The 26,896-nt window shown below is 39.1% G+C and carries 29 protein-coding genes and 5 tRNA genes; 13 read left to right on the top strand and 21 right to left on the bottom strand.

Features of this window, described 5'->3' with window-relative positions:
* Positions 1–36 precede the first annotated feature (36 nt).
* The 3 genes from csrA to metJ all read left to right on the top strand — a co-directional run bounded on the left by csrA (position 37) and on the right by metJ (position 1,788).
* On the top strand, positions 37–228 hold the full coding sequence (csrA, locus tag DPV95_RS03255; protein WP_005698601.1) for a carbon storage regulator CsrA: 192 nt from the start codon (positions 37–39) through the stop codon (positions 226–228).
* 223 nt (positions 229–451) lie between these two features.
* Positions 452–1,339 carry a UTP--glucose-1-phosphate uridylyltransferase GalU gene (gene galU / locus DPV95_RS03260; protein WP_005699830.1) on the top strand — a complete coding sequence of 296 codons (888 nt, stop codon included), beginning with the start codon at positions 452–454 and terminating at the stop codon, positions 1,337–1,339.
* A 131-nt stretch (positions 1,340–1,470) separates the two neighbouring features.
* Complete coding sequence (gene metJ, locus DPV95_RS03265; protein ID WP_005696757.1) at positions 1,471–1,788, top strand: met regulon transcriptional regulator MetJ; 318 nt, start codon at positions 1,471–1,473, stop codon at positions 1,786–1,788.
* A 2-nt stretch (positions 1,789–1,790) separates the two neighbouring features.
* Here the strand turns inward: metJ and cueR are convergent, their stop codons facing one another.
* Complete coding sequence (gene cueR, locus DPV95_RS03270) at positions 1,791–2,177, bottom strand: Cu(I)-responsive transcriptional regulator (RefSeq protein ID WP_005699815.1); 387 nt, start codon at positions 2,175–2,177, stop codon at positions 1,791–1,793.
* An 81-nt stretch (positions 2,178–2,258) separates the two neighbouring features.
* On the opposite strand from cueR, the gene DPV95_RS03275 reads away from it, so the two are divergent.
* The gene (locus DPV95_RS03275) at positions 2,259–2,468 is read left to right on the top strand and encodes a heavy-metal-associated domain-containing protein (RefSeq protein WP_005699760.1); all 210 of its coding nucleotides are present in this window, start codon (positions 2,259–2,261) and stop codon (positions 2,466–2,468) included.
* Positions 2,455–4,623, top strand: a complete 2,169-nt coding sequence (locus DPV95_RS03280; protein ID WP_111406643.1) for a heavy metal translocating P-type ATPase — start codon at positions 2,455–2,457, stop codon at positions 4,621–4,623. Before DPV95_RS03275 ends, DPV95_RS03280 begins: the two co-directional genes overlap by 14 nt.
* Positions 4,624–4,660: 37 nt before the next feature.
* Here DPV95_RS03280 and cpxA read toward each other — a convergent pair whose 3' ends face one another.
* The 4 genes from cpxA to yejK form a co-directional block, all read right to left on the bottom strand.
* Entirely contained in the window at positions 4,661–6,064 is a 1,404-nt protein-coding gene (gene cpxA / locus DPV95_RS03285; protein WP_111406644.1) for an envelope stress sensor histidine kinase CpxA, read from the bottom strand.
* Positions 6,064–6,774, bottom strand: coding sequence for a response regulator (locus tag DPV95_RS03290; RefSeq protein WP_111406645.1), 711 nt, complete (start codon positions 6,772–6,774; stop codon positions 6,064–6,066). The genes cpxA and DPV95_RS03290 overlap by 1 nt, the downstream gene beginning before the upstream one ends.
* Positions 6,775–6,837: 63 nt before the next feature.
* Positions 6,838–7,251, bottom strand: coding sequence for an outer membrane protein assembly factor BamE (gene bamE, locus DPV95_RS03295; RefSeq protein ID WP_049375738.1), 414 nt, complete (start codon positions 7,249–7,251; stop codon positions 6,838–6,840).
* Between the two features lie 62 nt (positions 7,252–7,313).
* On the bottom strand, positions 7,314–8,330 hold the full coding sequence (yejK, locus tag DPV95_RS03300; RefSeq protein ID WP_005696747.1) for a nucleoid-associated protein YejK: 1,017 nt from the start codon (positions 8,328–8,330) through the stop codon (positions 7,314–7,316).
* 138 nt (positions 8,331–8,468) lie between these two features.
* On the opposite strand from yejK, the gene DPV95_RS03305 reads away from it, so the two are divergent.
* The 3 genes from DPV95_RS03305 to DPV95_RS03315 all read left to right on the top strand — a co-directional run bounded on the left by DPV95_RS03305 (position 8,469) and on the right by DPV95_RS03315 (position 11,614).
* Entirely contained in the window at positions 8,469–8,687 is a 219-nt protein-coding gene (locus tag DPV95_RS03305; RefSeq protein ID WP_005698664.1) for a YejL family protein, read from the top strand.
* A 1-nt stretch (position 8,688) separates the two neighbouring features.
* Positions 8,689–10,431: a DUF3413 domain-containing protein gene (locus DPV95_RS03310; protein ID WP_111406646.1), complete on the top strand. Its 1,743-nt coding sequence runs from the start codon at positions 8,689–8,691 to the stop codon at positions 10,429–10,431.
* 190 nt (positions 10,432–10,621) lie between these two features.
* On the top strand, positions 10,622–11,614 hold the full coding sequence (locus DPV95_RS03315; protein WP_005696743.1) for an amidohydrolase family protein: 993 nt from the start codon (positions 10,622–10,624) through the stop codon (positions 11,612–11,614).
* 117 nt (positions 11,615–11,731) lie between these two features.
* Here DPV95_RS03315 and DPV95_RS03320 read toward each other — a convergent pair.
* From DPV95_RS03320 to DPV95_RS03335, 4 genes are all read right to left on the bottom strand, one after another.
* Positions 11,732–11,807, bottom strand: a tRNA-Val gene (locus DPV95_RS03320).
* Positions 11,808–11,854: 47 nt separating this feature from the next.
* Positions 11,855–11,930: transfer RNA gene (locus tag DPV95_RS03325), tRNA-Val, on the bottom strand.
* A 59-nt stretch (positions 11,931–11,989) separates the two neighbouring features.
* Positions 11,990–12,065 (bottom strand) — tRNA-Val (locus tag DPV95_RS03330).
* 44 nt (positions 12,066–12,109) lie between these two features.
* Positions 12,110–12,185: transfer RNA gene (locus DPV95_RS03335), tRNA-Val, on the bottom strand.
* Positions 12,186–12,357: 172 nt separating this feature from the next.
* Between DPV95_RS03335 and gltX the strand changes: the two genes are divergently transcribed.
* Both gltX and DPV95_RS03345 read left to right on the top strand, forming a co-directional pair.
* Positions 12,358–13,800 (top strand): glutamate--tRNA ligase, encoded by a 1,443-nt coding sequence (gltX, locus tag DPV95_RS03340; protein WP_049368047.1) that lies wholly within the window; start codon positions 12,358–12,360, stop codon positions 13,798–13,800.
* 80 nt (positions 13,801–13,880) lie between these two features.
* Positions 13,881–13,956: transfer RNA gene (locus DPV95_RS03345), tRNA-Ala, on the top strand.
* Positions 13,957–14,012: 56 nt separating this feature from the next.
* On the opposite strand, the gene mtgA is transcribed toward DPV95_RS03345, so the two are convergent.
* The 10 genes from mtgA to DPV95_RS03395 all read right to left on the bottom strand — a co-directional run bounded on the left by mtgA (position 14,013) and on the right by DPV95_RS03395 (position 21,768).
* Positions 14,013–14,759 carry a monofunctional biosynthetic peptidoglycan transglycosylase gene (mtgA, locus tag DPV95_RS03350; protein ID WP_049368046.1) on the bottom strand — a complete coding sequence of 249 codons (747 nt, stop codon included), beginning with the start codon at positions 14,757–14,759 and terminating at the stop codon, positions 14,013–14,015.
* Positions 14,737–15,045 (bottom strand): trp operon repressor, encoded by a 309-nt coding sequence (gene trpR / locus DPV95_RS03355; protein ID WP_049368045.1) that lies wholly within the window; start codon positions 15,043–15,045, stop codon positions 14,737–14,739. Before trpR ends, mtgA begins: the two co-directional genes overlap by 23 nt.
* A gap of 32 nt (positions 15,046–15,077) precedes the next feature.
* Positions 15,078–17,315 carry a transglycosylase SLT domain-containing protein gene (locus DPV95_RS03360; RefSeq protein ID WP_049368044.1) on the bottom strand — a complete coding sequence of 746 codons (2,238 nt, stop codon included), beginning with the start codon at positions 17,313–17,315 and terminating at the stop codon, positions 15,078–15,080.
* A gap of 66 nt (positions 17,316–17,381) precedes the next feature.
* On the bottom strand, positions 17,382–17,678 hold the full coding sequence (locus DPV95_RS03365) for a YciI family protein (protein WP_049368043.1): 297 nt from the start codon (positions 17,676–17,678) through the stop codon (positions 17,382–17,384).
* Positions 17,679–17,689: 11 nt separating this feature from the next.
* On the bottom strand, positions 17,690–18,160 hold the full coding sequence (yciA, locus tag DPV95_RS03370; RefSeq protein ID WP_049368042.1) for an acyl-CoA thioester hydrolase YciA: 471 nt from the start codon (positions 18,158–18,160) through the stop codon (positions 17,690–17,692).
* Positions 18,160–18,714, bottom strand: a complete 555-nt coding sequence (locus DPV95_RS03375) for a septation protein A (RefSeq protein WP_111406647.1) — start codon at positions 18,712–18,714, stop codon at positions 18,160–18,162. The genes yciA and DPV95_RS03375 overlap by 1 nt, the downstream gene beginning before the upstream one ends.
* Before the next feature lies 1 nt (position 18,715).
* Positions 18,716–19,471 (bottom strand): hypothetical protein, encoded by a 756-nt coding sequence (locus DPV95_RS03380; protein WP_049384326.1) that lies wholly within the window; start codon positions 19,469–19,471, stop codon positions 18,716–18,718.
* Between the two features lie 111 nt (positions 19,472–19,582).
* Complete coding sequence (gene purN, locus DPV95_RS03385) at positions 19,583–20,221, bottom strand: phosphoribosylglycinamide formyltransferase (protein WP_049368039.1); 639 nt, start codon at positions 20,219–20,221, stop codon at positions 19,583–19,585.
* A 68-nt stretch (positions 20,222–20,289) separates the two neighbouring features.
* A complete protein-coding gene (gene purM / locus DPV95_RS03390) occupies positions 20,290–21,327 on the bottom strand; it encodes a phosphoribosylformylglycinamidine cyclo-ligase (RefSeq protein ID WP_049368038.1) in 1,038 nt (345 codons plus the stop codon).
* 153 nt (positions 21,328–21,480) lie between these two features.
* The gene (locus DPV95_RS03395) at positions 21,481–21,768 is read right to left on the bottom strand and encodes a YfcZ/YiiS family protein (protein ID WP_005697117.1); all 288 of its coding nucleotides are present in this window, start codon (positions 21,766–21,768) and stop codon (positions 21,481–21,483) included.
* 208 nt (positions 21,769–21,976) lie between these two features.
* On the opposite strand from DPV95_RS03395, the gene DPV95_RS03400 reads away from it, so the two are divergent.
* From DPV95_RS03400 to mutH, 3 genes are all read left to right on the top strand, one after another.
* A complete protein-coding gene (locus DPV95_RS03400; protein ID WP_049368037.1) occupies positions 21,977–23,347 on the top strand; it encodes a porin in 1,371 nt (456 codons plus the stop codon).
* A gap of 90 nt (positions 23,348–23,437) precedes the next feature.
* Positions 23,438–23,977, top strand: a complete 540-nt coding sequence (locus DPV95_RS03405; protein ID WP_049368036.1) for a methylated-DNA--[protein]-cysteine S-methyltransferase — start codon at positions 23,438–23,440, stop codon at positions 23,975–23,977.
* Positions 23,974–24,645: a DNA mismatch repair endonuclease MutH gene (mutH, locus tag DPV95_RS03410; RefSeq protein WP_049368035.1), complete on the top strand. Its 672-nt coding sequence runs from the start codon at positions 23,974–23,976 to the stop codon at positions 24,643–24,645. The genes DPV95_RS03405 and mutH overlap by 4 nt, the downstream gene beginning before the upstream one ends.
* 16 nt (positions 24,646–24,661) lie before the next feature.
* On the opposite strand, the gene tilS is transcribed toward mutH, so the two are convergent.
* Positions 24,662–25,954, bottom strand: a complete 1,293-nt coding sequence (gene tilS / locus DPV95_RS03415) for a tRNA lysidine(34) synthetase TilS (protein WP_049368034.1) — start codon at positions 25,952–25,954, stop codon at positions 24,662–24,664.
* Positions 25,954–26,820 (bottom strand): pyridoxal kinase, encoded by an 867-nt coding sequence (gene pdxY / locus DPV95_RS03420; protein WP_049364468.1) that lies wholly within the window; start codon positions 26,818–26,820, stop codon positions 25,954–25,956. The genes tilS and pdxY overlap by 1 nt, the downstream gene beginning before the upstream one ends.
* Positions 26,821–26,896 lie beyond the last annotated feature (76 nt).

Below are 26,896 nucleotides of genomic sequence, written 5' to 3' on the forward strand. Positions count from 1 at the left end.
GGGATATCTAATAAATGCAAACTAAGGAGATAAAAGATGTTAATCTTAACTCGAAAAGTTGGCGAAAGTGTTCTTATTGGGGACGATATTTCTATCACGGTTTTGAGTGTACGTGGAAACCAAGTCAAACTCGGTGTGCAAGCGCCTAAAGAAGTATCTGTTCACCGAGAGGAAATTTACCAACGAATTCTGCAGTCAAAAGATGAACATGTAGACGGCACATCTTAGGTTTACGAGTTTTATGAATGTTTTAACATTCTGTTTATACTTTAATTAACGTTTTTTCAAAAATTAAACCCATTGGTTTGCAAAATTTAAAATAACGGAAATTTCAGTGATAAAGGGTAGAGAAGGAACTTTTCCAACTTAAATCTATCAAAGTTTAATAAATAATGACCGCACTTTTTCAGAGAAGTGTGGTCATTCCATATTTAAATAAAAAGGAAAATCAATGAAAGTCATTATTCCCGTAGCAGGTTTAGGTACTCGAATGTTACCCGCAACAAAAGCGATTCCAAAAGAAATGTTAACGCTTGTGGATAAACCACTGATTCAATATGTTGTGAATGAGTGTGTCGCAGCAGGAATTAAAGAAATCGTGTTAGTCACACATTCTTCTAAAAATGCAATTGAAAACCACTTTGATACGTCTTTTGAGTTGGAAACCATGCTTGAGAAACGTGTTAAGCGTCAACTTTTGGAAGAGGTTCGTTCTATTTGCCCTAAAGATGTAACTATTATGCATGTTCGTCAAGGCAATGCTAAAGGTTTAGGTCATGCGGTGTTATGTGGTCGTCCTGTCGTTGGAAACGAACCATTTGCAGTGGTTTTACCTGATGTGCTTTTAGCGGATTTTACGGCAAATCAAAAGAAAGAAAATCTTTCTGCGATGATTAAACGTTTCAAAGAAACCAAAGCGAGCCAAATTATGGTAGCGCCTGTTTCCGCTGATGAAGTGAGTAGCTATGGTATTGCTGATTGTGGTGGCGTAGAGTTAAAAGGTGGTGATAGCGTCAAAATTAACAGCATTGTTGAAAAACCCTCTGTTGAAGATGCTCCATCAAATCTTGCGGTTGTAGGTCGTTATGTATTCTCTGCTGAAATCTGGGATTTATTAGAAAGAACACCTGTTGGTGTGGGGGATGAAATCCAATTAACGGATGCGATCGATATGCTTATAGAGAAAGAGATCGTTGAAGCATTCCATATGACTGGAAGAAGCTTTGACTGTGGTGATAAGATTGGCTATATGGAAGCTTTTGTAGAATATGGTCTTCGTCATGATAAATTAGGCAAAGAGTTTAAAGCTTTCCTAAAAGATCTTGCAAAAACCTTATAATTGATTGAAACCACCGAAAGGTGGTTTTTATTTATCTTATCTAGATTGCTATACTTTTAGCCGTCTAGATTGTTATTTTGCTTATTTTTCATTAAAATACAGACAAATTATCAGGTTATTTAAGGTGCATTATGGCAAACTGGGATGGCAAATATATTAGCCCTTATGCAGAACATGGCAAAAAGAGTGAACAAGTCAAAAAAATTACAGTTTCTATTCCGATTAAAGTATTGGAAATTCTGACAAATGAGCGTACTCGTCGTCAGTTAAAAAGTTTGCGCCATGCAACAAATAGTGAATTGCTTTGTGAGGCATTCTTGCATGCTTTTACTGGTCAGCCATTACCGACTGATGCAGATTTAATGAAAGAACGCCATGATGAGATTCCTGAAAATGCCAAAGAGATTATGCGTGATTTAGGCATCGATCCTGAAAGCTGGGAATATTAATTTTATCCTTTTAACCCTTCCAAAATACTACATTCAGGGCAGTCATTGCCCTGACAAGCGTTATGCCATCGCTCCAATTCCTCTACCATTTTTTGCAAGTGATGAATTTGCTCATTCAATGTTTTAATATGCTGCGTCGTGAGTGCTTTAACTTCTCGGCTACTGCGATTGGGATTATCCTGTAATTGCAAAAGCTGGTGAATTTGTTGGAGTGAAAACCCTACATCTCGAGAGTGACGAATAAAACGTAGTCGTTCTAAATCCTTTTCTTCATAATGGCGATAACCAGAAAGGCTTCGCTGTGCTGGCTTTAATAAGCCGGACTTCTCATAATCCCGAATTTGTTTACTTGATAAACCCACTAATTTTGCCACTTCACTAATGTTCATAAAAAAATCCTTGACCTTAACCTTGTGTTAATGTTTATAGTAAGCTCAATTTCAATCTATATCAATAATTAAGGAGTAAATATGAAATTAATTACATTACATGTAACAGGAATGACTTGTGGTGGTTGTGTGAAAAGCGTTACAAGAGTGTTGGAAGAGCTCAATGGTGTAGAAAAAGCGGTTGTAACACTTGATGACGGTAAAGCAGAGATTACCTTTGATGAAAGTGCGGTTAGTATTGCACAATTAATTGAAACAATTGAAGAGGCAGGTTTTGATGCAACAGAATAAAAAAATAGTCATTCAAATCGAGGGGATGACCTGCCAATCCTGTGCGAATAGGATTGAGAAAGTATTGAATCGAAATGATTTTGTCTCTGACGCGGGCGTGAATTTTGCGGCAGAGGAAGCGCACGTAGTATTTGATTCATCTCAGGCTTCAGAACAAGATATTTTGACAATTATTCAAAAAGCGGGATTTAATGGCATTCTAAAGCAAAATGTGCTGCCTAGCGCACCTAATGAAACGAAGATTAGTCCGCGTTTATGGTTGCTTTTGTTCATTAACATTCCTTTTTTAATCGGAATGATCGGGATGATGTTTAATCATCATTCTTGGATGATTCCACCAATGTGGCAATTTGTTCTTGCGAGCATTGTGCAACTTTGGTTAGCCATTCCTTTTTATAAAGGTGCGATTGGTAGTATTCGAGGTGGTTTGGCCAATATGGATGTACTGGTAAGTACTGGTACGTTGGTGATTTATCTCTATTCGGTCTTTATGCTGTTTTATCATCAGTCAATGGGGCATGATGGCACATCTCATGTCTATTTTGAAGTATCGGTGATGGTAATTGGTTTTGTCAGCCTAGGGAAATTTCTTGAGGAAAGAACGAAGAAACAAAGCTTAAACAGTTTAGGATTATTATTACAACTCACCCCAAAACAAGTGAGTGTTCAACGTGAAAATCGTTGGGAAACGATTCCTCTAGACCAAGTAAAAATAGGCGATATTTTACGGGCTAATCAAGGTGAACGTATTGCTGCGGATGGCATTGTTGAACAAGGAAGTGGTTGGTGCGATGAGAGTCATTTAACCGGTGAATCTCAACCATTAGAAAAAATATCTCAAAGCCCTGTACTTGCGGGAGCAATGGTGACACAAGGTAGCCTTATTTATCGAGCCAATCAACTCGGCCAGCAAACACTATTAGGCGATATGATGAAAGCGCTCTCTGAGGCGCAAGGTACAAAAGCGCCGATTGCTCGTTTTGCTGATAAGGTCGCTTCTGTCTTTGTACCAGCCGTGTTATTGATTTCGGCACTAACATTTGGATTGACTTGGTGGATAAAAGGAGATTGGGTAACCGCCTTAATTCATTCTGTTGCGGTGTTAGTCATTGCCTGTCCTTGTGCTTTAGGGCTTGCCACACCGGCTGCCATTATGGTCGGTATGGGCAAAGCAGTAAATGCAGGGATTTGGTTTAAGGATGCGGCATCCATGGAGGAGGCGGCCCATGTGGATACGGTGGTATTAGACAAAACAGGTACGCTAACTCATGGAGACCTCAAAATCTCTGCTGTTTGGCAACCTCAAAGTGCGGTCTATTCTGAGGAGGATTTATATCGCATTGCGGCTTCCGTCGAACAAAACGCCAATCACCCTTTAGCTAAAGCGATTGTCTTGGCGGCGCAGGAAAAATCACTTGAAATTCCGACCGCACTTTCAGTTCATTCAGAAGCCGGGCAGGGCATCTCTGCTCATATTGATAGAATAGGTTTGGTTAAAGTCGGTAAGCCGGCTTATTGTGAATTAATCTTACCAGATAATATGCCTCAAATTTGGCAAATTGCGAGTATTGTTGCGGTATCTGTAGATAACAACCCAATAGGTGCATTTGCACTAGCCGACAGTCTAAAAGAGGATAGTTTGCAAGCGATTCAGCGTTTACATCAACATAATATTGATGTGGTGATAATGAGTGGCGATCAGCAATCTGTCGTTGATTATGTTGCTCAGCAAGTTGGTGTGAAAACCGCACGGGGTAATTGTAGTCCACGTGACAAAGCGGCCTATGTTGAAACATTACGTCAGCAAGGAAAAGTGGTTGCAATGGTTGGTGATGGTGTAAATGATGCACCCGCATTAGCAATGGCTAACGTAAGCTTTGCGATGAAATCGGGTTCTGATGTTGCAGAGCAAACTGCATCGGCGACACTCATGCAGCATTCGGTTAATCAGTTAGTTGATGGATTAATGATTTCCCGAGCAACATTAAAGAATATTAAGCAAAACTTATTCTTTGCTCTCATTTACAATGTGCTAGGTATTCCACTTGCCGCATTGGGCTATTTAAGTCCTGTCCTGGCCGGTGCAGCCATGGCGATGAGTTCGCTTTCTGTGCTGTCCAATGCATTGCGATTAAAACGAGTGAAAATTAGATAAGAAAAAGGCGATATGAAAATATCGCCTTTTGTTTGGATTAGTCTTGTTTCCATAATGGAAGTTGAATCGTGACAGCAAGCCCACCTAAATTACTGGATTCTGCCCATACTTTTCCATGGTGCTCATTAACCACGTTATAAACGATGGTTAACCCTAATCCTATTCCGCCGGTGGCTCGTGTTCGTGTTTCATCTACACGATAGAATGGCTTAAAGATTTTATCAAATTCTTCAGGTGGTAACCCTAAGCCATTATCGTCCACTCTAATTTGTAGGCTGTTCTCATCCTCTTCATTTTTTTGTAAGTTAATAGTGAGAAAAATACGGTCTTTGGTGTATTTCAATGCATTACGAACAATGTTTTCAATTGCACTGGTAAGTAAGCTAAGGTTACCATAAATCATGTGCTTTTCAGGATGTAAGATAGAGATATTCACATCACAAGTTATTTTTCGTTGCTCAGCTTCAAATAGAGCATCCTTTATGATATCGTCCCAGAGTTGATCAATAGAAAATAAATTGTGCTCCATTTGAGAATGCATTTGTTGGCGAGAAATGAGTAACAACTCGCTGATCATTTTATCCATTCGTTGTATTTCTTTCTCAATGCGTTTAACTGGTTCAATATCCCCTGTTTGATGACGAACCAGGGCAGTGGAAAGTTGCAAACGCGTCAACGGTGTTTTTAATTCATGAGAAATAGATGAAAGCAGATTGTGTTGGTTTGAAATCAGATTATCAATCGCAATCGACATCTTGTTAAAGCTTTGTCCTACTTCTCGTAATTCTGCTGGACCATGATTCGCTAATTCATTATCAACCTTAAAGTTTCCTAACGCCACGCTATTAGCCGCCTTTTGTAAATTGGTAATAGGCTTGACGATGGTATGCGTAAACCACCAAAGTAAAGGCGTTGTAATAATTAAGGTTAAGAGCAATAAGACCCAAGGGTGGTCAAGCATATATCGTAAAATTTCTTGTTGACCATTTGCTCGAGACACAAAGAATAATTCGGAGGATTGTTCCGCATCCCCAATATAGACTTTAAAAGGTCCTGAAATTTGAATATCTTTAAAGGTTTTACGTTGTGGCTGGGCGAAGTTACTTGATTCTTGGGCGAACTGAGCAATATGTATTCTTTCTTCGCCTAAAGCGCCGAAGATTTCTTTTTCAGGCGTCATGATGACTGGGCGAGCAGAGTCGAATTTATCAGTTGGAAGTACAGGAACGCCTGCGAGAATACCATTGATTCTATTGTTACGAATTGATTCAACGAGCTTCTTTTGATAGCTCGATATTTCATTTTGATTCAAGTCAGAATACAAGCGGCTATCAAAATAAGGGAGTGCGACTAAAAGTGCGGTCATGGCAAAGAATGCCAACCAAAAGACAGTAAATGTGCGTATCGTAAGCTGATTTAAGCTGAATTTTTTGATAAGCATTATTCACAAACCAATAAGTAACCACGACCACGTAGCGTTTTCAGCCATGGTAAGCCATTGTCTCTTTCTGGAAGTTTTTTGCGCAAGTTTGACATGTGCATATCAATCGAGCGATCAAAAGGAGAAAGGTGTTTGCCAAGTACATTCATGCTTAATTCTTCACGAGAGACAATTTGTCCAGGGCGAAGTACCAGTTTATGAAGTAGAGCAAATTCAGAGCCGGTTAGACCAAGATCTTGACCGTTATAAGAGGCTTGTTGAAGGCCTAAGTGAAGCACTAAACCACAAAATTCCAATGTGTTTTCTTCTGATGAAAGTGCAGTCGAATTTTGAGTATTTTCTTTTTCTACTGGCGTAGCACGACGTAAAATGGCTTTAATGCGAGCAACCAGTTCACGATCGTTAAAGGGTTTTGGTAAATAGTCATCGGCACCAAGTTCTAAGCCAAGAACACGATCGATCTCTTCACCACGTGCGGTAAGCATCATCACAGGGACATTTGATGTTTGGCGAATTTTCTTGAGTGTTTCAATCCCGTTTAATACAGGCATCATGATATCTAATAACACTAACTGATGGCTTTCATTTAGCTTATCTAGCGCTTCTTGGCCATTATTGGCGACCTCGACTTCAAAACCTGTCAGTCGTAAAACTTCAGCAAGTAAATCTGTTAGTTCAATATCATCATCAACCAATAGAATTTTTGACATTTTCATTCCCTTGTAATACAACGAACCTGCTTGATATGACAAGCAGGTGTTATTTTTTAATGATTACCAGAATTTCCACCAGCTTTTCTTACCTGCATTTTCAGGTGTGCTCATAATAGTATTATTTTCATCTTGTTTTGCCACTTCTGGTAATGGCTTATCTAATTCTGCACTGCTTACTAAACCGTTCTGATCGAATTTCACCGTAAATGTGTGTTGTTCAGGTTTTTGGTAAGAGTGTTGTTGTAAGAATACGTAATACCAAGTTAAGTTACTATAAGGATCAATTAAAACCGGTGTGCCAAGTAAATATTGTACTTGTTGCGCTGTCATGCCCGGTTTTACTTGTGCTACCGTCGATGCTTCTAAATAGTTACCTTGTGGAACATCAATACGATAAACGACTTTTTGTACCGTTGAGCAAGAAGTTAAACTTAATGCTAAAACAACTACACCTAAAAATGTTCTTAATTGCATATTTTTTACCTTTTACTGCAAAGTTATGTCGAATGATACCGAAACTTTATGATCTTGCCAAATTAATTATCGCACTTTAATGCTTTTTGAAGTTGATCTTTCAGATTTGGTGGTATCCCTTTGATTGTTAAAGTATCTGTGAGTGGATCCCATTCAATACGGTTATTCAATAAATCCGCATCAAAACTTAATGTTACCCCCTTACCTGAACCTGAAAATTTCGTTAATGTTTTTAAGGCTGAGCGTACTGGCGGAATTGTTTCTTCCAAGCCGTAATCTTGCTCTTCTGTAAAGGTAACAAAAGGGCGCTCGTTTAGAGTAGGTAAATTCGCTGAAAGTTCAGTTAAGGCAATTTCATCACCGCTTGCTAATTGACCTTTACAGTATTCAAATACCTGTTTTTTCACTGCTTGAGTTTGTTCTTTATTCAATTCACCCTGTTCACAGTAGTCACTTACTGCTTGTAATAAGCATTGGTTTTGAACTTGTGGATTTAAACCTTCTTCCGCCCCCAAGAAATCCATAAAGAAGTCACTGATTTTACGGCCAACACGACCTTTAATAAAAGTAAGGTAGCGGTTTGAGTTTGCGTTTACTTGCAAATCCGTTAGGTTTATACGTGCAGCAATATCAAATTGTGTGATATCTAAGTATTCCGTACGGCGAATTTCAAGATTTTCGTCAACTAACATGCTGATACGACTATCTAATAGTGCGATGAATAGGTAGTCAGTTGCTAAAAAGTTGTATTGACATAGGATTAGTGTGCCACTATCAGCAAAATTATATTTGCCCAATTCTTGCGCTAATAATTTTGTGGATTGTTGGCTGAAATTTAAAAAATTGATTTCATTTTCTAATAAACGATTCAGATCTTGTGCGAAAATGGAATTTTCTTGGAAGACACCAAATGCTTTACCTTTATTTTGATAGCCTTGATGTAGTTGCAACATCATTTGTTCGACTTCTGGCGTAATAGTGAGAAGTTCATCACGCAACACGCTTTCCATCATAGTGGTTTCATTTTCAGCGTGCTTAACTAGTTGATGTAGCACGATTTGATTAACCGTAATGCTCATAATTTTTTCCTTCGTAAAATTTACCTTAAATTATAACCGCACTTTTTAAGCAAGAAAAAAGAAATTATTCAGATTGGACAAATTATCGGGTATGATATGAGAAGTTTTTTGTATTTAGAACAGGCTTAAACATTCCAAATGGCTCAACATTCAAAGTATTCAGATGGGCAAGTTAATGCCATCATTAACGACATGATTAGCGTACTTGAAACTCACAAAGCACCCGTTGATCTTTCTCTTATCGCTTTAGGCAATATGGCCAGTAATTTATTGACCACTAGCGTGCCAGCCGCACAGCGTGAAGCTTTAGCTCAAGCCTTTGCCAACTCTTTAATGAATTCGGTAAAAATAAAATAAAATGTTTTGGTTTAAAAAGAGCAAATTCAACGGGCGTGAATACCGTGAAGAAACCTCACGAAAAATTTCGTGGGGACATTGGTTTGCTTTTTTTAACATTATCATCGCAATTCTTATTGGCAGTCGTTATGCCTTTCTCATTGACTGGCCCGACACATTACTCGGCAAAATTTATTTCTTCATCAGCTTATTAGGCCATTTCAGCTTTTGTGTTTTTGCCCTGTATTTGCTGGTTATTTTTCCACTGAGTTTTATCATCAAAAATCACCGCACTTTCCGTGGCCTAACGGTGATTATTGCGACAATTTGCACCACATTACTGCTGTTTGATACAGAAGTATTTAACCGCTTTAATATCCACCTTTCTTCTATTGTTTGGAATTTGTTAGTGAACCCTGAAAAGGGCGATCTCTCACGGGATTGGCAAATTTTCTTTGCGCCAATGCCGATTATTTTGCTAATCCAAATGCTTTTCTCCCGTTGGAGTTGGGAAAAATTACGTAGCTTAGAACGTCAGAAATGGCTGAAGAAAGTGGGATTAGTGCTGACTTCCACGTTTGTCGCGACACACTTAATTTACGCTTGGGCGGATGCCTTTTTATATCGTCCGATTACCATGCAGCGTTCTAATTTCCCGCTTTCTTATCCAATGACTGCTCGAACTTTTTTGGAAAAACAAGGATTTATTAATGCGGAAACATACTCTCAGCGCTTAGAGCAAGAAGGGCGTTTAGATGCATTAAAACTTGATTATCCGAAAAAAGACCTTCAGTTTGAGCAAGTTGAGAACAAACCAAATATCCTCGTGATTACCGTTTCAGGTTTACGTTATGACGCACTGACTAGCGAGAAAATGCCTAAATTGTTTGAATTTGCCACAAGTTCTACTCAATTTACGAATCATTACAGTAGCGGCAATACGAACAATGCCGGCCTAGTGGGCTTATTCTATGGACTGAATGCAAATTATACGGACAGTATTTTGAGTAATCACACACCGTCGGTGTTAATTAAAAAGTTACAAGACGAGAAATATCAATTTGTCGCTTATTCGTCTACAGCATTTAAAGACAGCTTATTTAAACAAGCCTTGTTCCGTAATGTGAAATTACCTAAAGTGAAAGCCTCTTCACCAAAAGAAGCGATAAATAGCGTTTTATCTCTCTTAAAAGAGGATAAACCTTGGTTTGCTTATGTGGATTTAGATGTTGCGGATCAAGCGGAAGAAAATTACACAAAATCGCTTGCGGAGATTGATCAACAAATTGATGACACGTTAACATCAGTTTCCTTAGATAATACGATTGTTATTATTACGGCAGAGCATGGTAAAACGTTTAATAAACTGAATGAAAAAGCACAAGAAAACTATTTCGGTCGTGATGAAATCCAAGTGCCGTTTATTGTTTACTGGAAAGATTTGCCGGTGCAAGAAGTCTCTAAATTAACAAGCCATACTGATTTATTACCGGCATTGATGTCGTCGATCTTTAAAGTGAAAAATCCAGTTTCGGATTATGCACAAGGTCGCAATTTATTTGAACTTAATGGTGATTCTTGGGTGTTGGCATCGAATTTCCGTTGGAATGTCATTATTCAGCCGGATGGCACACAGTATCATATTGATCGCAAAGGAAACTATAAGAAATTTGACCGCACTTATACCGAGCAATCTTCAAGCCGCCCACCGCTCGGCTTGTTCTTAGATGTCTTTAAACAAGAGCGTTCTTTTGTCAATAAATAGATAGCTTTTTTGTGCTTAAAATTTTATACTTTGCACTCAGTTGAAAGACTGAAAAGATGTTATTAATTAAAATCTGCGAATTTTTCATAACATTGCAAACAATTCACAATAGACCAGATCCTTATTGGGTTTGCTTTTCAATTAATACACTTCTCGTCTCTCTTTTCCTTTCTTTTTTGGTGGAGTTATTATGAGAAATCACGTTCGTAGCTTTAAAACGTTTATTCGAGACGAAATTATTAAAAAAGGTGGCTGGGTTAATGCTCATGCTCACGCAGATCGTGCTTTTACAATGACACCCGAAAAAATTGGCATTTACCACAACAGTAATCTTCAACAAAAATGGGATTTAGTGGACGAAGTTAAACGTACATCAAGTGTTGATGATTATTACGCCCGTTTCTGTCAATCGATTGAGTTGATGATTTCCCAAGGGGTGACGGCATTTGGGACTTTTGTAGATATCGACCCGATTTGTGAAGACCGAGCCATTATTGCTGCGCATAAAGCGCGCGAAGTCTATAAGCATGACATTATTTTAAAATTTGCGAATCAGACCTTAAAAGGAGTGATTGAGCCAGAAGCACGTAAATGGTTTGATATTGGCTCTGATATGGTGGATATGATTGGTGGTTTACCTTATCGCGATGAGCTTGACTATGGTCGTGGCCTTGAAGCAATGGATATTTTACTTGATGCAGCTAAGTCTCGAGGCATTATGTGTCATGTACACGTGGACCAATTCAACTCTCCAAAAGAAAAAGAAACCGAACAGCTTTGCGATAAAACTATCGAACATGGTATGGAAGGTCGAGTCGTGGCGATCCATGGTATTTCTATCGGTGCACATAGCAGAGAATATCGTTATAAACTTTATGAAAAAATGCGTCAGGCAAAAATGATGATGATTGCTTGCCCAATGGCATGGATTGATAGTAACCGCAAAGAAGATTTGATGCCTTTCCACAATGCATTGACTCCGGCAGATGAAATGATTCCGGAAGGGATTACAGTCGCGTTAGGTACGGATAATATTTGTGATTACATGGTGCCCCTTTGTGAAGGGGATTTATGGCAAGAACTAAGCTTACTTGCTGCGGGCTGTCGTTTCCCACATCTTGATGCGATGGTTGATATAGCCAGTATCAACGGACGTAAAGTGTTAGGTTTAGAACCGGTTTAATCCCAAAAATTGATAAAAGAGCGGTCATAAAATGAAATATTTTGTGGCCGTTTTTATTTATAAGATAAAACAGAAATAATGCTAATTTGACTGATTTAAAAAAGACTTTAAGAAAAGTGGTGGGCGATACCGGTCTCGAACCAGTGACCCCCTCCTTGTAAGGGAGGTGCTCTCCCAACTGAGCTAATCGCCCGATGCACCTGAAAAGGTATTCGGATTTATTTAAACACTAAAATTAAGTGGTGGGCGATACCGGTCTCGAACCAGTGACCCCCTCCTTGTAAGGGAGGTGCTCTCCCAACTGAGCTAATCGCCCACATAAGAAAAGCGTTTAAATAATGGGAAAGTTTGAGCGGAAAGAACACTTTAGAAAAGTGGTGGGCGATACCGGTCTCGAACCAGTGACCCCCTCCTTGTAAGGGAGGTGCTCTCCCAACTGAGCTAATCGCCCGCTTGGTCAAACTTTTACAACATTAAAGTCTACTTTGGAAAAAGTGGTGGGCGATACCGGTCTCGAACCAGTGACCCCCTCCTTGTAAGGGAGGTGCTCTCCCAACTGAGCTAATCGCCCTTAATGTTGTGGATTGGCATTATAAGTATAATGAGATTTCAGTCAATATATTTTTATGAAAAAGCGTCTAGTTGTTGCAAAAATAGGCATAAAATCAGATTTTTTATTTAGAAGTCACGCAAGTCGTAGTAAAATAAAGGTAATTTTTGTAAATGAATAGGTTATTAAGAAAATGAAAATTGATCCTCCTTTTGAATTAGATCCGAATGTCAAAGTGCGTACACGTTTTGCCCCAAGTCCAACCGGTTATTTGCACGTGGGTGGCGCACGTACAGCCCTTTATTCTTGGTTATTTGCAAAACATAACAACGGTGAGTTTGTATTACGTATTGAAGATACTGATTTAGAGCGTTCTACACCGGAAGCAACAGCGGCAATCATTGAAGGGATGGAGTGGTTAAACCTGGCTTGGGAGCATGGTCCTTATTATCAAACCAAACGCTTTGATCGTTACAACCAAGTGATTGATGAAATGATTGAGCAAGGCTTGGCTTATCGTTGCTATTGCTCTAAAGAGCGCCTAGAAGAATTACGTCATACACAAGAACAAAACAAAGAAAAACCACGTTATGACCGTCATTGTTTACATGATCACAATCATTCAGCCGATGAGCCACATGTTGTACGTTTTAAAAATCCAACAGAAGGTTCAGTCGTGTTTGATGATGCCGTGCGTGGTCGCATTGAAATCAGCAATAGCGAATTAGATGATTTAATTATTCGTCGTACAGACGGTTCACCAACCTACAACTTCTGTGTGGTAGTGGATGACTGGGATATGGGCATTACTCACGTTGTGCGTGGTGAAGACCACATTAACAACACTCCTCGTCAAATTAATATCTTAAAAGCGTTAGGCGCACCAATTCCAGTATATGCGCACGTTTCCATGATTAATGGTGATGATGGTCAAAAACTCTCCAAACGTCATGGTGCGGTAAGTGTAATGCAATATCGTGATGACGGTTATTTACCAGAAGCCTTAATCAACTATCTTGTTCGTTTAGGTTGGGGTCATGGTGACCAAGAGATCTTTACACGTGAAGAAATGATTAAATTCTTCGAATTAGATCACGTGAGTAAATCTGCAAGTGCGTTTAACACGGAAAAATTATTGTGGTTAAATCACCATTATATTCGTGAATTACCATCTGAATATGTGGCAAAACACCTAGCATGGCACTATAAAGATCAAGGTATTGATACTTCAAATGGTCCAGCGTTAACTGAAATCGTGACGATGCTTGCCGAACGTTGCAAAACTTTAAAAGAAATGGCATCAGCAAGCCGTTATTTCTTCGAAGAGTTTGAAAGTTTTGATGAAGCTGCGGTGAAAAAACACTTTAAAGCGGCGGCTATTGAACCTCTTGAAAAAGTAAAAGAAAAATTGACCGCACTTTCTAGCTGGGATTTACATTCTACTCATGAAGCGATTGAACAAACGGCTGCTGAATTAGAAGTAGGGATGGGTAAAGTTGGGATGCCGTTACGCGTGGCTGTAACAGGCTCAGGTCAATCACCTTCAATGGATGTGACATTAATGGGTATCGGTCGTGAACGTGTGTTAGCGCGCATCCAACGTGCTATTGATTTTATTAAATCTCAAAACGCTTAATATTTAGGCTGATAAGCGGGATTTGATTATTTCAATATTGACAGTTTATCAGCCGAAATTTATCATAGCTTGCGTTATTTGGGGATATAGCTCAGTTGGGAGAGCGCTTGAATGGCATTCAAGAGGTCGTCGGTTCGATCCCGATTATCTCCACCAAATTTAAAACCTTGAAACTTAAAAGTGAGTTTCAAGGTTTTTTTCTTTATGGAAATCTACATTTCTTTTAGATAATTCAAGCCTAATCCATTCATTTGTCCCATAATCCAACTTTGTTTTTTACGAACTAATGCACTAGGCTTATTTACTTTATAGATGATAGGGTTTGGTAAAACCGCAGCGAGTAATGCTGCTTCGGATTGAGTTAAATTCTTCGCCGATTTTTTGAAATAATAACGGCTGGCAGCTTCCACACCAAAGATACCATTACCGAATTCGGCAATGTTCAAATACACTTCTAAAATGCGTTCTTTGGACCAAAAGATTTCCATTAATGCTGTTGTGGGAACTTCTAATCCTTTACGAAACCAACTTTGTCCATGCCAGAGAACGAGGTTTTTCGCGGTTTGTTGAGAAATCGTTGAAGCACCTCGGGTTCGGTGAGATTTTTCATTAAATTTAAAGGCCTTTTGAATTGCCTCAAAATCAAAGCCCCAATGGTGGGGGAATTTTTGATCTTCAGCAGCAATTACCGCAAGCTGCATATTCGGTGAGATTTCATCAAGGCTCACCCAATCATATTTGATTGAATAGCTGAAATCTAACTGTAATAAGTGCCCGATTTTTTGCTGTGCCATATAGGCGGAGAAGGGAACTGGGATAAAGCGAAAACAAACGAAAAACGCCAGGATTGCGAGAGAAAAATGCCACGCAACCCGTTGCCAATTTTTTTTCCACCAAGAGGGGCGAAAAAGAGGTAAAAGTGCGGTCAGAATTCGCTTAGTTTTTTTCAGCTTGCTCATCGAGTTGGCTTTTCACCCAGTTTATAAAATCCGGATCCATTGTTTTGAGCATATTAGAACCACGCGTAATGGTTGCAGCACTGGTATTGAGATTTTGTTGAATTTCTCGTTGAGAGAGGTTTTTATCCAATAACTGAGCCACGATTTGTAAACGCAAACCCACTGCATCGCGCTCATCAGGCGTGAGCAGAAGCGTTAAGAAATCTTGTGCTTTCCCTTGTTCAAATGCGGTTTGCAAGGTTGTGAGGAAAGCATTCCATTGTTCTAAATTGCGACTAATATACATATCAACAATCCTATACTATTAAACTAGTGCAACTAGTATAGCCGATCGTATTCCTCTTTGCTAAAGGTTTGTAATTTTTCTTTGTCTTGTAGGTGTTGATAGTAAAAATCGTAAGTTAATACGTTTTGAACATAACCCCGAGTTTCAAAGAATGGAATGGACGCAATAAATTCATCCATAGCCAATTTGCCATTGGCTCTCGCAAGCCATTTTTCTACACGGCTTGCTCCCGCATTATAGGCAGAGGCGATCAAAATGCGATTGTTTGGATATTTAGCATTCAGCTCATTTAAGTGCGCCGTACCGAGTAAAATATTATTAAGCGGTTTGAATAAATCTAACTCACCGTTATAAGGAAGTTGCTGATTTTCTGCCGTTTTTTGTGCAGTGCTCGGTAATAACTGCATTAATCCTCGCGCATTTGCGGAAGATTGTGCCATTGGATTCCACGCACTTTCTTGGCGAGCAATGGCCATGGCAAAAGTTTTGGTGACACGATTATCCACAATAGCTTGAGGTTCCGTTGCGCTGAGATTCACATTGCTGAGGGCGATATCAAAATATTGACTGTAAGCATTTGGTAAACGTAATCCGATATAATCCCATGCTTTCGCAATAATCGACCCATCCACACCTAATTCAAACCAATTTTGTTCATTCGCATATTGGCTTAAAGCAATCTGTAGTTGTTCTTCTTGCGATAATTTTTCTAACAGAAAACGCCAACGTTGTTTGGCAGCGCCTAATCGATCTAATTGACGTAATTCAGCAATTTCTGCGAGCTCTGGTTGAAATTTTTTATATTCATGTGCCCAGTAGGGATCGGAAATACTCCGCGCGACATATAATTCTGCTTGACCGAAATCATATCCTGCGCCACGATTTTCAGGATATAATTTTGCTGTCGCTAACATTGGGTAGAATCCGCGTTCGTTGCTTAATTCAGAGAATATTTCTTTGGCTTTTGTGACATTCTCTTTTTCGAGTGCTTTCCCCATCCAATAACGCCATTCTTGTTTTTGCTTCGCTTCATTGGAAAGGGTATTCAACCAACCTAATAAATCCGTTTTTTGCCAAATAGCCGTACGCAAACGACGTTCAATGAGATTATCTGCATTGAGTTTGAGAAGTTCTTGATCGCGCCATTGCACAAAATTAGGACTTTCATTATCAAAGAAACGGCTAATAAAGGCGATTTTCCAATCACGTAATTCAGTTTCGTTTAATTGCCAAGTCTTAGCCCATTGCTCGTAAGGGGTGAAGGTTGGCTCATCCATATTTTCCGGAATGGTTCGTAAATAACGAGCAAAACCTAGCACTACGGCAAATTTATGGATAATTTTATTCGTATTACCATCAATTAATGGCAGGCTCTCAGCGAGTGTTTTCAGATTTGCTGGATTTTTTAAGAGATCCAAATAAAGAGCCAAATCGATATTTACCTGAGCATTTTCTTTCGCACCATCAACTTTTTCTAATTCTTTAGCGAGTATTTCGAGACCTTTCGCGTCATTTTTACTAAAAAGCATTTCCGCTTTTTGATAGATCTTCTCTTCAGTGCGTCCACCTTGTGAATACCAAGCTAACCATAGCTGAGCATCATTAGGAAGCTCAGCGTTGTTGAGCCAAAGTTGTTCATACTCAGATAAAATAGCCGATTTATTCTTGTCATTTGATTGGTTTTCTGCCGTTTGATTAGTATTGGCTGCTTCTATTTGATATTTAGCCGTGAGCACGGCAATTTGTGTTTCCAAATTATTAGGCGTGAGTTTGGCGAGAGCTTGAGTATCTTCAGCATTGATGAACAAGGTAAAAATACTTTGTTCTAATTTTCCACGTAGAAAATGAGAGGAATGTTGCTGAATAAATTGTTCAATGTCTGTTCTCAATGCATTTACTTCTTCACGAGGCGTATCGCGATTAACGGTTTTTACACGCGCATCCAAATAAGCCACTATAGCATCAGTTTGCAATGGATAACCTTTTAAAGAATCAATAAGCCCAAGAAATAATTTGGCATTATTAGAAACATGATTATTTTTGACCGCACTTTTAAGTAGCGACTCTAATTGCAGAAAAGTGGCGCGTTGTTCAATCAGCTTTAATTCATGAGCATGCTGTTGTTGTGCCCATTTGGCTTGTTCTTCAGCAAGGTTAATTTGTGGCGCAGTTTCATTTTTGCTTTTATGAGCATGCTGATTAGCCAAAGCTGAGCCTGAAAGTGCGGTTAAAATCAATAACGAAATTGTCGTGTGTTTAAGTGCTCGCATAGGAGATTCCATATAAAGAGAAAGAAGGATATTTAGATCCGTCTTTGAGTATAGAGTTCGTTTTATTTAGAAAACTTTTTTGAAGGGCTTCACAATCACATCCCCATAAACACCCGCTTCTACGTAAGGATCTTGTGCCGCCCAGTCTTTTGCTGCCGACAGGCTTTCAAATTGAGCAATCACTGTCGAGCCGGTAAAGCCAGCTTCGCCTGGATTTTCATCATCAATGGCGGGATTGGGGCCTGCTGTTAATAAGCGCCCTTCTGCTTGTAATTGTTTTAAACGAGCAAGATGTTGTTCACGTACAGCAAGACGTTTTTCTAAGGTGCCGGGAATGTCTTGGGCAAAAATTACATAGTACATAGCTTCTCCTGTTAGCAACTTAAGTGTAATTCTTCAATCGTTTTTAAGGCTTGCTCTAATTCATGGTTACCTTCACGCGGAATACTGCGAGATTTTCCATCCGCATCGACTGCAACGAAGGTAAATACCGCATCGGTGACACAATAGCGTTCACCAATGGGTTCGCTAGAGACTTTTTTCACCCAGACTTCTACTTTAATTTTAATAGAAGAACGACCCACTTTAAGACATTGTCCGTAGCAGCAAACCACATCCCCTACCGAGATAGGCTTAATGAAGTTCATACTTTCAACTGCAACGGTGACGACACGGCCATGGGCAATTTCTTTCGCTAAAATTGCGCCGCCCATATCCATTTGTGACATAATCCAGCCACCAAAAATATCGCCGTTCGCATTGGTGTCTGAAGGCATCGCTAAGGTGCGTAGTAATAATACGCCTTTAGATTGACGACCGTTTTTATCAGTAAGATTTGTAACCATTATTTATCCTCATCATTCTTTTGATCATCTTTAGGTAAGTAACGGTAAATATAAGCACCGCTGACGATTGTTGCAACAAAGGTCATACCAAGTAAACCAAAAGATTTGAAATCAACCCAAGCATCTTCAGACATATTTTGGCTGATATAAATATTTACAAGCATACACAGAATGAAAAATCCTGCCCAGCCTAAATTCAATTTGTTCCACACATTATCCGGTAATTGGATTTCTTTGCCTAATAACTTTTTCACCAGTGGCGTATTGAATTGGAATTGTGCAACCAATAAAACAATGGCGAAGAGAGCATTAATAATCGTAACTTTCCATTGTAGATATTTGATTTCATTGAAATAGGCAGTGAGCAAACCAAAAAAGATGACAGCAATCGCCATGATTTTTTGTTGTTTCTCAATCATGCCATATTTCAGTTTTAGTACAACCATCTGAATGATGGTCGCGATAACTAAGACAATCGCCGCCTCACGCACCCCAAACATTTTGTAGGTGATGAAAAAGAGAACAAGAGGAATAAATTCAAGAAGTTGCTTCATATTATGCCTTCATAAATAAACTGTAAAAACGGTAAGTAAATACCAAAATAAATAGTTGAAATAATGCAGCCAAGATACCAACGATAGCACTTAAAAATGATGAACCCAAGATTGCACCAATGGTATTCACCACTAAAGGAAGAAATAAATAAGTGAGCAAGGCATAAATAATTAATACGCCATTACGTTTAATACCTGCACGCCACACCTGTAAAGCACTTTGCCCGATAGATTGATTTGCGGCAATGTAATGCACAGGCGATAAGCATAGGCGAACAAAGAAAAATAAACCAAATACCATTGAAACAAAGGCTAGAGGGGAGAGGGCATTTTTGCTTAAAAATGAGCTCATGACATCCGCTATGCCAAAGAGAAGTGGCAAGCTCATAAAAATATCTAAAACGACCACACCTAAAAAACGACGCAATGTAAGCATGAGACCTTGATTAATCGGATTTTCATTTTGCAGACTAATATGATGAATGGTTGCAATACCGAAGGTCGCAATAAAAGACATCAATAATTGTTGGAATAAAAAAGATCCAATCAGTGCAGTTGGCTCCACTTTGCTCAATGCATCAATAATATCCTGTTGTGATGGATTAGGATTATCACCCAAACTCGGCATTGGGACACTGACTAGTGCATTAATCAATTGTGAGATGACGAAAATACCAATGAAAATCAGCACGGTTTTTCGCTGATTACGCATAAAGTTGAGGCTATCTTGAAAAATCTGAGTAAAATTAATTTGCATACTATATCCCACAATAATAAAACCCCGATTATACAGGGTTTATTGTTTTTTTCATAAAATCAGGTTATTTAATGGTGATTTCATTTACCATTTTCAAGAGAGAATATCGTTTTATTCATAAGCATAGCCATTAGGCGGTAGCAACTTACCATCTAAATAAGCTTGATTTTCAATCAGTTTTAATCGCTCTTCAATAAACCATTTAATCACTAAAGGATAAATATTATATTCCTGTTCACGCGTACGAAGTTCAATTTCCTCGACGGTATCACCAGGGAAAATAGGCACTTTAGCTTGTAACACAATGGCACCACCATCGATCTCTTCATTGACAAAATGCACAGTTGTACCGTGTTCGCTGTCGCCATTCTCAAGTGCTCTTTGATAAGTATGTAACCCAGGATATTTTGGCAGAAGGGAAGGATGAATATTTAAAATTTTCCCAGCAAAACGTTGTGTAAATGGTTTCGTTAAGATTTTCATATAACCGGCTAACACAATGAGATCAATACTGAGATCTTCTAAATAATCACCGATAGCCTTATCCATATCGAGATTGGACGTAAAATCTTGACGTAAAAAAACGCGGTTAGGAATGCCCGCACTTTCAGCTCGTTCTAAGCCAAATGAATCGATGTTATTACTGATGACGGTCACAATCTTTCCTGGAATAACCCCCGTTTGGCAAGCCTCAATTATTGCTTGAAGATTTGCTCCTTGTCCTGAAATCAGGACGGCAATTTTTTTCATATTATTCTACATAAAAGAAGGGCGAACCTTTCATTCTGAAATTTTCGCCCTGAAATGGAAAAGAGAAATTATTTAATAATAACTTGTGGTTCGTTATCTGTCGCATTTTCAATATGACCGATTAACCAGGCATTTTCACCGGATTGTTTTAAAATCGCTAAAGCGGTTTCCACTTGCGATTGTGGTAATGCAATCACCATACCAACGCCACAGTTAAATGTACGGTACATTTCATAGGTTTCAATGTTGCCTTTTTCTTGTAACCATTTGAATACGGGTTGCCATTCCCAACTGCTTTCATCGATAACAGCTTTGGTATTTTTCGGTAATACACGAGGGATATTTTCCCAGAAACCGCCACCCGTTAAGTGTGCGATAGCATGGACTTCCATTTGTTTGATTAAAGCGAGAACAGATTTTACATAGATTTTTGTCGGTGCAAGCACTTGTTCACTTAATGGACGACCATCTAATTGCTCAGTGGCTGGATTGACGCCAGCAACATCAATGACTTTACGAATTAAAGAATAACCATTTGAATGCGGGCCACTTGAACCTAGTGCAATTAAAGCATCTCCTACTTTAACTTGGCTACCATCAATGATTTCTGATTTTTCGACGACACCCACACAGAAACCTGCTAGGTCATAATCGCCAGCGTGGTACATACCCGGCATTTCAGCGGTTTCGCCACCCACTAATGCACAACCCGATTGTACACAGCCTTCTGCAATGCCTTTCACTACATCGGATGCAACATCCACATCAAGTTTTCCTGTCGCATAGTAGTCTAAGAAGAATAATGGTTCGGCGCCTTGAACCACTAAATCGTTAACACACATCGCAACCAAATCAATACCAATGGTATCGTGTTTTTTTAAGTCAATGGCTAAACGTAGTTTTGTTCCTACACCGTCTGTACCTGAAACGAGGATCGGTTCTTTATATTTGCCCGGAATAGCACATAATGCGCCAAACCCACCTAATCCCCCGATGACTTCAGGACGAGTAGTTCGTTTCACGTGTGGTTTAATACGTTCAACTAATTCATTACCGGCATTAATATCCACGCCTGCATCTTTATAACTTAATGATGGTTTGCTCACAATGCTATCCTATATTTTTAGGTTCAATAATAAAACGGCGTGATTGTATCAGATTAAGCAAACGTTTGCGATAGTGATTTAATTAGGATTTAAGCAAAAAAATAACCGCACTTTATTTTGCATGATAAAGTGCGGTCAATTTCTAAAATATTTTTAGCGATTTGCTAATTCGAAAATCATCGCTTCAGCTTGGCAGCTAAATGTAAAACGCGCCGTTAAATTGGCGCCATTCTCAGTTTCTGTGATTTCACTTTTAATGTCGCAAGGATCGCTTTCTGTTTTGCGTGCTTTTTCAATGAAACGATTAAGTGCCGCTTCAGCTTCAGCTTTATTCGCATAGGTTTGATGAATATCAACAGAGCAATCTGAACCGTCAATAATCGTACCCACATCAACACAACTACAAGTGAGAGATTCTTCTGCTTTGCATGTTACTGTCATAGGATTTCCTTATTTAAAATTAAGATTGGTTCTATTCTAGCATTTTTAAAATGCTCTGCCAAAGTACCGCATTTTTTTAATTTAAATATCATTTATTTATCACTGGTCGGAACACTTTTAAATTAATCTAAAATAATTTGCACTCCATTTATTGGAGTTTTAGAATCTCGCGGATTTTTTCATTATTATTAATAACAAAAGGTTCCAAATGACAAAATTTAATAAAACGCTATTAGCAATGACCACATTGTTAGCAGCAAGCGGTGCAAATGCAGCCGCATTCCAATTAGCAGAAGTTTCTACATCCGGTCTTGGTCGTGCTTATGCCGGTGAAGCAGCAATTGTTGATAATGCTGCAGTAGTTGCAACTAACCCTGCATTAATGAGTTTATTCAAAACTAATCAATTCTCTGTGGGTGGCGTTTATGTGGATTCTAAAATTCACATGAGTGGTCCAGTTACAGTTAATGCACTAGGTCGTACCGTTGCTGTTGGTTCTGCAGCTCATAATAGTGTTGTTCCTGGTTCATTGATTCCAAATATGTATTTTGTGGCACCAATTAATGACAAATTTGCCATTGGTGGTGGTATGAATGTGAATTTTGGATTAAAAAGTGAATATGAATCAGATTACAATGCAGGTGTATTCGGCGGTAAAACCGATTTAAGCGCGATTAACTTAAATTTAAGCGGTTCATATCGTGTTTCTCAAGGTTTAACTGCTGGTGTGGGGTTAAATGCAGTTTATGCCAAAGCAGAAATTGAACGTCGTGCTGGTATTTTAAGTGATGCAGTAAAAAATGTTGCACCATTAGTTCCTGGACTAGTTAAAGCAGGAAAAATTCCTCAAAGTGCTGCCGCATCTTTAGCTCGCTTACAAGGAGTGAATAAAGAAACTGTACTAACCCACTTACAAGATAAAAATGCATGGGGTTTCGGTTGGAATGCAGGTTTAGTGTACGAGTTTAACGAAAATAACCGTGTTGGTTTAGCCTATCATTCAAAAGTCGATATTGACTTTGAAGATGATAATGCTGTGAGTGCGAGTCGTACTATTCGTGGTCAAGGCCCTGCTGCAGGTGGATTAACATTACACTTACCAGATTATTTAGAATTATCAGGTTTCCACCAAGTGACAGATAATTTGGCATTGCACTATAGCTACAAATTTACACATTGGAGCCGTTTCAAAGAGTTACACGCCACCTTTAATGACGGTGAACTTGCTTTCCATAAAGATGAAAAATACCGTAGCAATTCTCGTTATGCATTAGGTACAACCTATAATGTAAATGATAAATTAACGCTTCGTGCCGGTATAGCTTATGATGAAGCGGCAGCACCAACAGAACATGTGAGTGCATCTATTCCAGATACAGATCGTATGTGGTATAGCGTAGGGGCAACTTATAAATTTACCCCGAATCTTTCTATTGATGCGGGCTTTGCGCACTTACGTGGTAAAAAAATTCACTTCACCGAAAGCCAACCAATTGGTGGTTTAGCAACAGTAACAGCGAATTATACCTCTAAAGCAAGTGCTAACCTTTATGGTTTAAACTTAAACTACAGTTTCTAATTTGTTAAAAATTTAGCATAATACGCAGCACACCGAATGCAGGTTCGGTGTGCTTTTTTCTTATATGGTCCCATAAAAAACGGGAGAAAAATGACCGCACTTTTTTATGCTTATATGGATTCACCAATCGGTCGGTTATTAATGCTTTCTGATGGTGAAAACCTTACAAATTTAGATTGTGAGTTAGAACAAACCACGCCAAATCCAAATTGGATTTTACGAGAAGATTTACCGCTTTTTGAAAAAGTGCGGTGCGCTTTAAGGCGTTATTTTAATGGCGAGCCAGAAAGTTTCTCCGATATTCCTTTATCGCCTAAAGGTACCGCATTTCAACAAGCGATTTGGAAAGCATTGCGTCAAATTCCTTATGGTAAAACAGCCAGTTATGGTGGATTAGCCGAAAGTATTAATAACCCTAAGGCGGTGCGAGCAGTTGGCGGTGCTGTTGGGAGTAATCCCATTAGTATTATCATTCCATGTCATCGTGTATTAGGGAAAAAATGTGAAATCACTGGTTTTGGTGGTGGATTGCCAGCAAAACGCTTTTTATTGAAGTTAGAAAATATTCCTTACATCGACAAAGGCGTAGAATACGTTAAACCGAAATTATTGAAGAAATACCACGCATGATCCCACAAACCGAACAAGCCTTATTAGAAAAAGCGCAATCTATTGCGGGGTTAACCTTTGGCGAACTTGCAGATGAGTTAAATATTCCTGTTCCGCCTGATTTAAAACGCGATAAAGGTTGGGTTGGAATGTTGCTTGAAACCGCATTAGGAGCGACTGCCGGCAGTAAAGCAGAACAGGACTTTTCCCATTTAGGCATTGAATTAAAAACGTTACCCATTAATACCGAAGGTTTTCCGTTGGAAACCACGTTTGTGAGCATTGCGCCCTTGGTTCAAAACGCTGGGGTAAATTGGGAAAATTCACACGTTCGTCATAAATTATCGAAAGTCTTGTGGATTCCCATTGAAGGCAGTCGAGATATTCCTTTGCGTGAGCGCCATATTGGCCAACCTATCTTATGGCAACCTTCGACTGAACAAGAACATCAATTACGCCAAGATTGGGAAGAGTTGATGGATTATATTGTGCTCGGAAAGTTAGATCAGATTACGGCACGTATTGGTGAAGTCATGCAACTGCGTCCAAAAGGCGCAAACAGTAAGGCCATTACAAAAGGCATTGGTAAAAATGGGGAAGTGATTGATACCTTGCCTTTGGGCTTTTATTTACGTAAAGAGTTTACTGCAGGTATTTTGAAGGCGTTTCTAGATAATAAAAATGGGTGAATCATCACCCATTTTTTTATTTCTCTAAGTTCTGAAAAACACGGAAAAAACCCACCGCACTTTGTAAAGTCTCACCATAAAAAATGAGTGGAATGCGATTCCGTTGCCAAGGCGGAACACCGAGCTCTTGCCAGATTTTTTTCATGGTTTCGGCAGGGCGATTATGCTGTCGTTTCACTTTGCCAGTATAAGCAAATCGTATTTGAATCGGTTCTTGTGTATCGGCAAGTTGAACCTGTTTTTCGTTCCAATTGACTAAAATGCCTTTCGCGTTGTGGGCTGCACAAATTGTTCCAAGATTATCAGGCAAGGTAATCTGTTGATTTAATGGCATATCAATACAAGTTTGCGACAAATCAACGAATTTTCCTGTTAAATAGAGACATTGTTGATAGCGGCGAATAATATGCTCTCCAAGTTGAAATTGTGGAGATGCCTCAATTTTGGCCTTAATCACATCATCAATAATATGCATTAATTGAACCTGCGTAGGCATGGCAATCTGATTTTTTGCCAACCACATTCGTAAAAGTGCGGTTTGTTTTTGCGATGAATAGCCTAGAAAATTTACGAGTGAAAACTGTTTTTGATCCTCAAGAAGATGCTGCTCAAAGCAAGGTTGTAATAATTCATTAATTAGTTGTTGTTGCTCAAAACAATGTTGTGCGGCACGCTGAACTGCATGATCAAAATGCCCCCAGCGTTGGCATATTTCAGGCAAAATTTGGTTGCGTAAAAAATTGCGATCGTAATAATTATCTTGATTACTTTCGTCTTCGACCCAAGACAGATTTTCTTGATGAATGTAATCTTCTAATTCACTTCGTCTAAAAGAAAGGAGCGGGCGTAGAATAGGCATCCCAAATAATTGGCTTTCTTTTTGCATAGCACCTAAACCTTGTAATCCCGCGCCTCGTTTGAGCGCCAGGAAAAAGGTTTCAGTTTGATCATTTAAATGATGCGCAGTGACCAGATATTCATCTGGCTGAATATGTTTTAAAATCGCCTGATAACGGGCTTCTCTAGCGCCGGCTTCAATGCCATCATGCATTTCCACTTTGACTTTTTCAATAATAAGTGGAATGGCAAATTGTTTACAGCGTTGTTGGCAATGTGCAGTCCAAGCATCCGCATTCGGGCTTAATCCGTGATGGATATGGATAGCTCGCAGGCTTAAGTGCGGTCGTTTTTCTCTGAGTTTTTTAACTAAAGAAAGCAGTGCAGTTGAATCCAAACCACCGCTAAAAGCGGTGAGAAGCTTATTGGCGGTGGTTGGAATTTGTGCTTGGAATAATGAAAAAAGATCCATTAGGCAACTTTAACAGCTTTGTAGTTTGTGCTTGGATTTAAGATCTCAAAACGTGCAGCAATAGGTTGGAGTTCGTAAGATTTCAAATCAAAGGTGGTTTTCATTACGCCTGCAACAGCATTATTCATTTTTTCAAAAGCTTCAACATCGTTGCCACAGTTTAAGTAATGCGCCAAGAAAGTCCCCGCAATTAAATCACCCACACCAACAGGTTCAAAGTTAAATTTATAAAGCGGACGGCTTAAATGCCATACACCTTCAGGTGTCGCCATAATAATTTCAAAGGTATCAGGATCATTTAATTTACCTGCTTTTCCTAGGTGTTTGACCAACACTTTTTTCACACCTTTGGCCACTAATGCATTGGCGGCTTTCAGCACATCGTCAAACGTATTGATAGGGAAGTCAGAAAGCGTACGAAGTTCGGAAAGATTTGGGGTCATGATATCCGCACGTGGAATGGCTTTTTCAATTAAGCGTTCACGTACACCATCAGCTACTACGCAGACTTTTTCGGCATTTGGCATCACAGGATCGCACAAGTAAAGTGCATTTGGGTTACGTGCTTTGATTTTTTCTAAAGCATAGATAATTTTGTCAACTTGCTCAGCTGAACCTAAATAGCCAGAAAGCAATGCATCACATTCTTGCAGTTTTCCAATGGCATCTAAACCGTTAGCGATCTCACCAATTTGTTCTTGTGGAATCACCATGCCTGTCCATTTGCCATATTGGGTGTGGTTAGAAAATTGCACAGTATTGAGTGCCCATACATCTACGCCTAATAGCTGCATTGGAAAGGTGGCAGATTTATTGCCGGCAAAACCATAAACCACGTGAGATTGAATGGCTAATACATTTTTCATTTTGAACTCCTTTTACATTATTTTTATTTTAGTGTTGATACTTTTGCTCGTATCTATGCCTTATTCTCAAAACACA

Origin of the sequence: Haemophilus parainfluenzae (genome assembly GCF_003252755.1) — a bacterium.
Taxonomy (GTDB): Bacteria; Pseudomonadota; Gammaproteobacteria; order Enterobacterales; family Pasteurellaceae; genus Haemophilus_D; species Haemophilus_D parainfluenzae_N.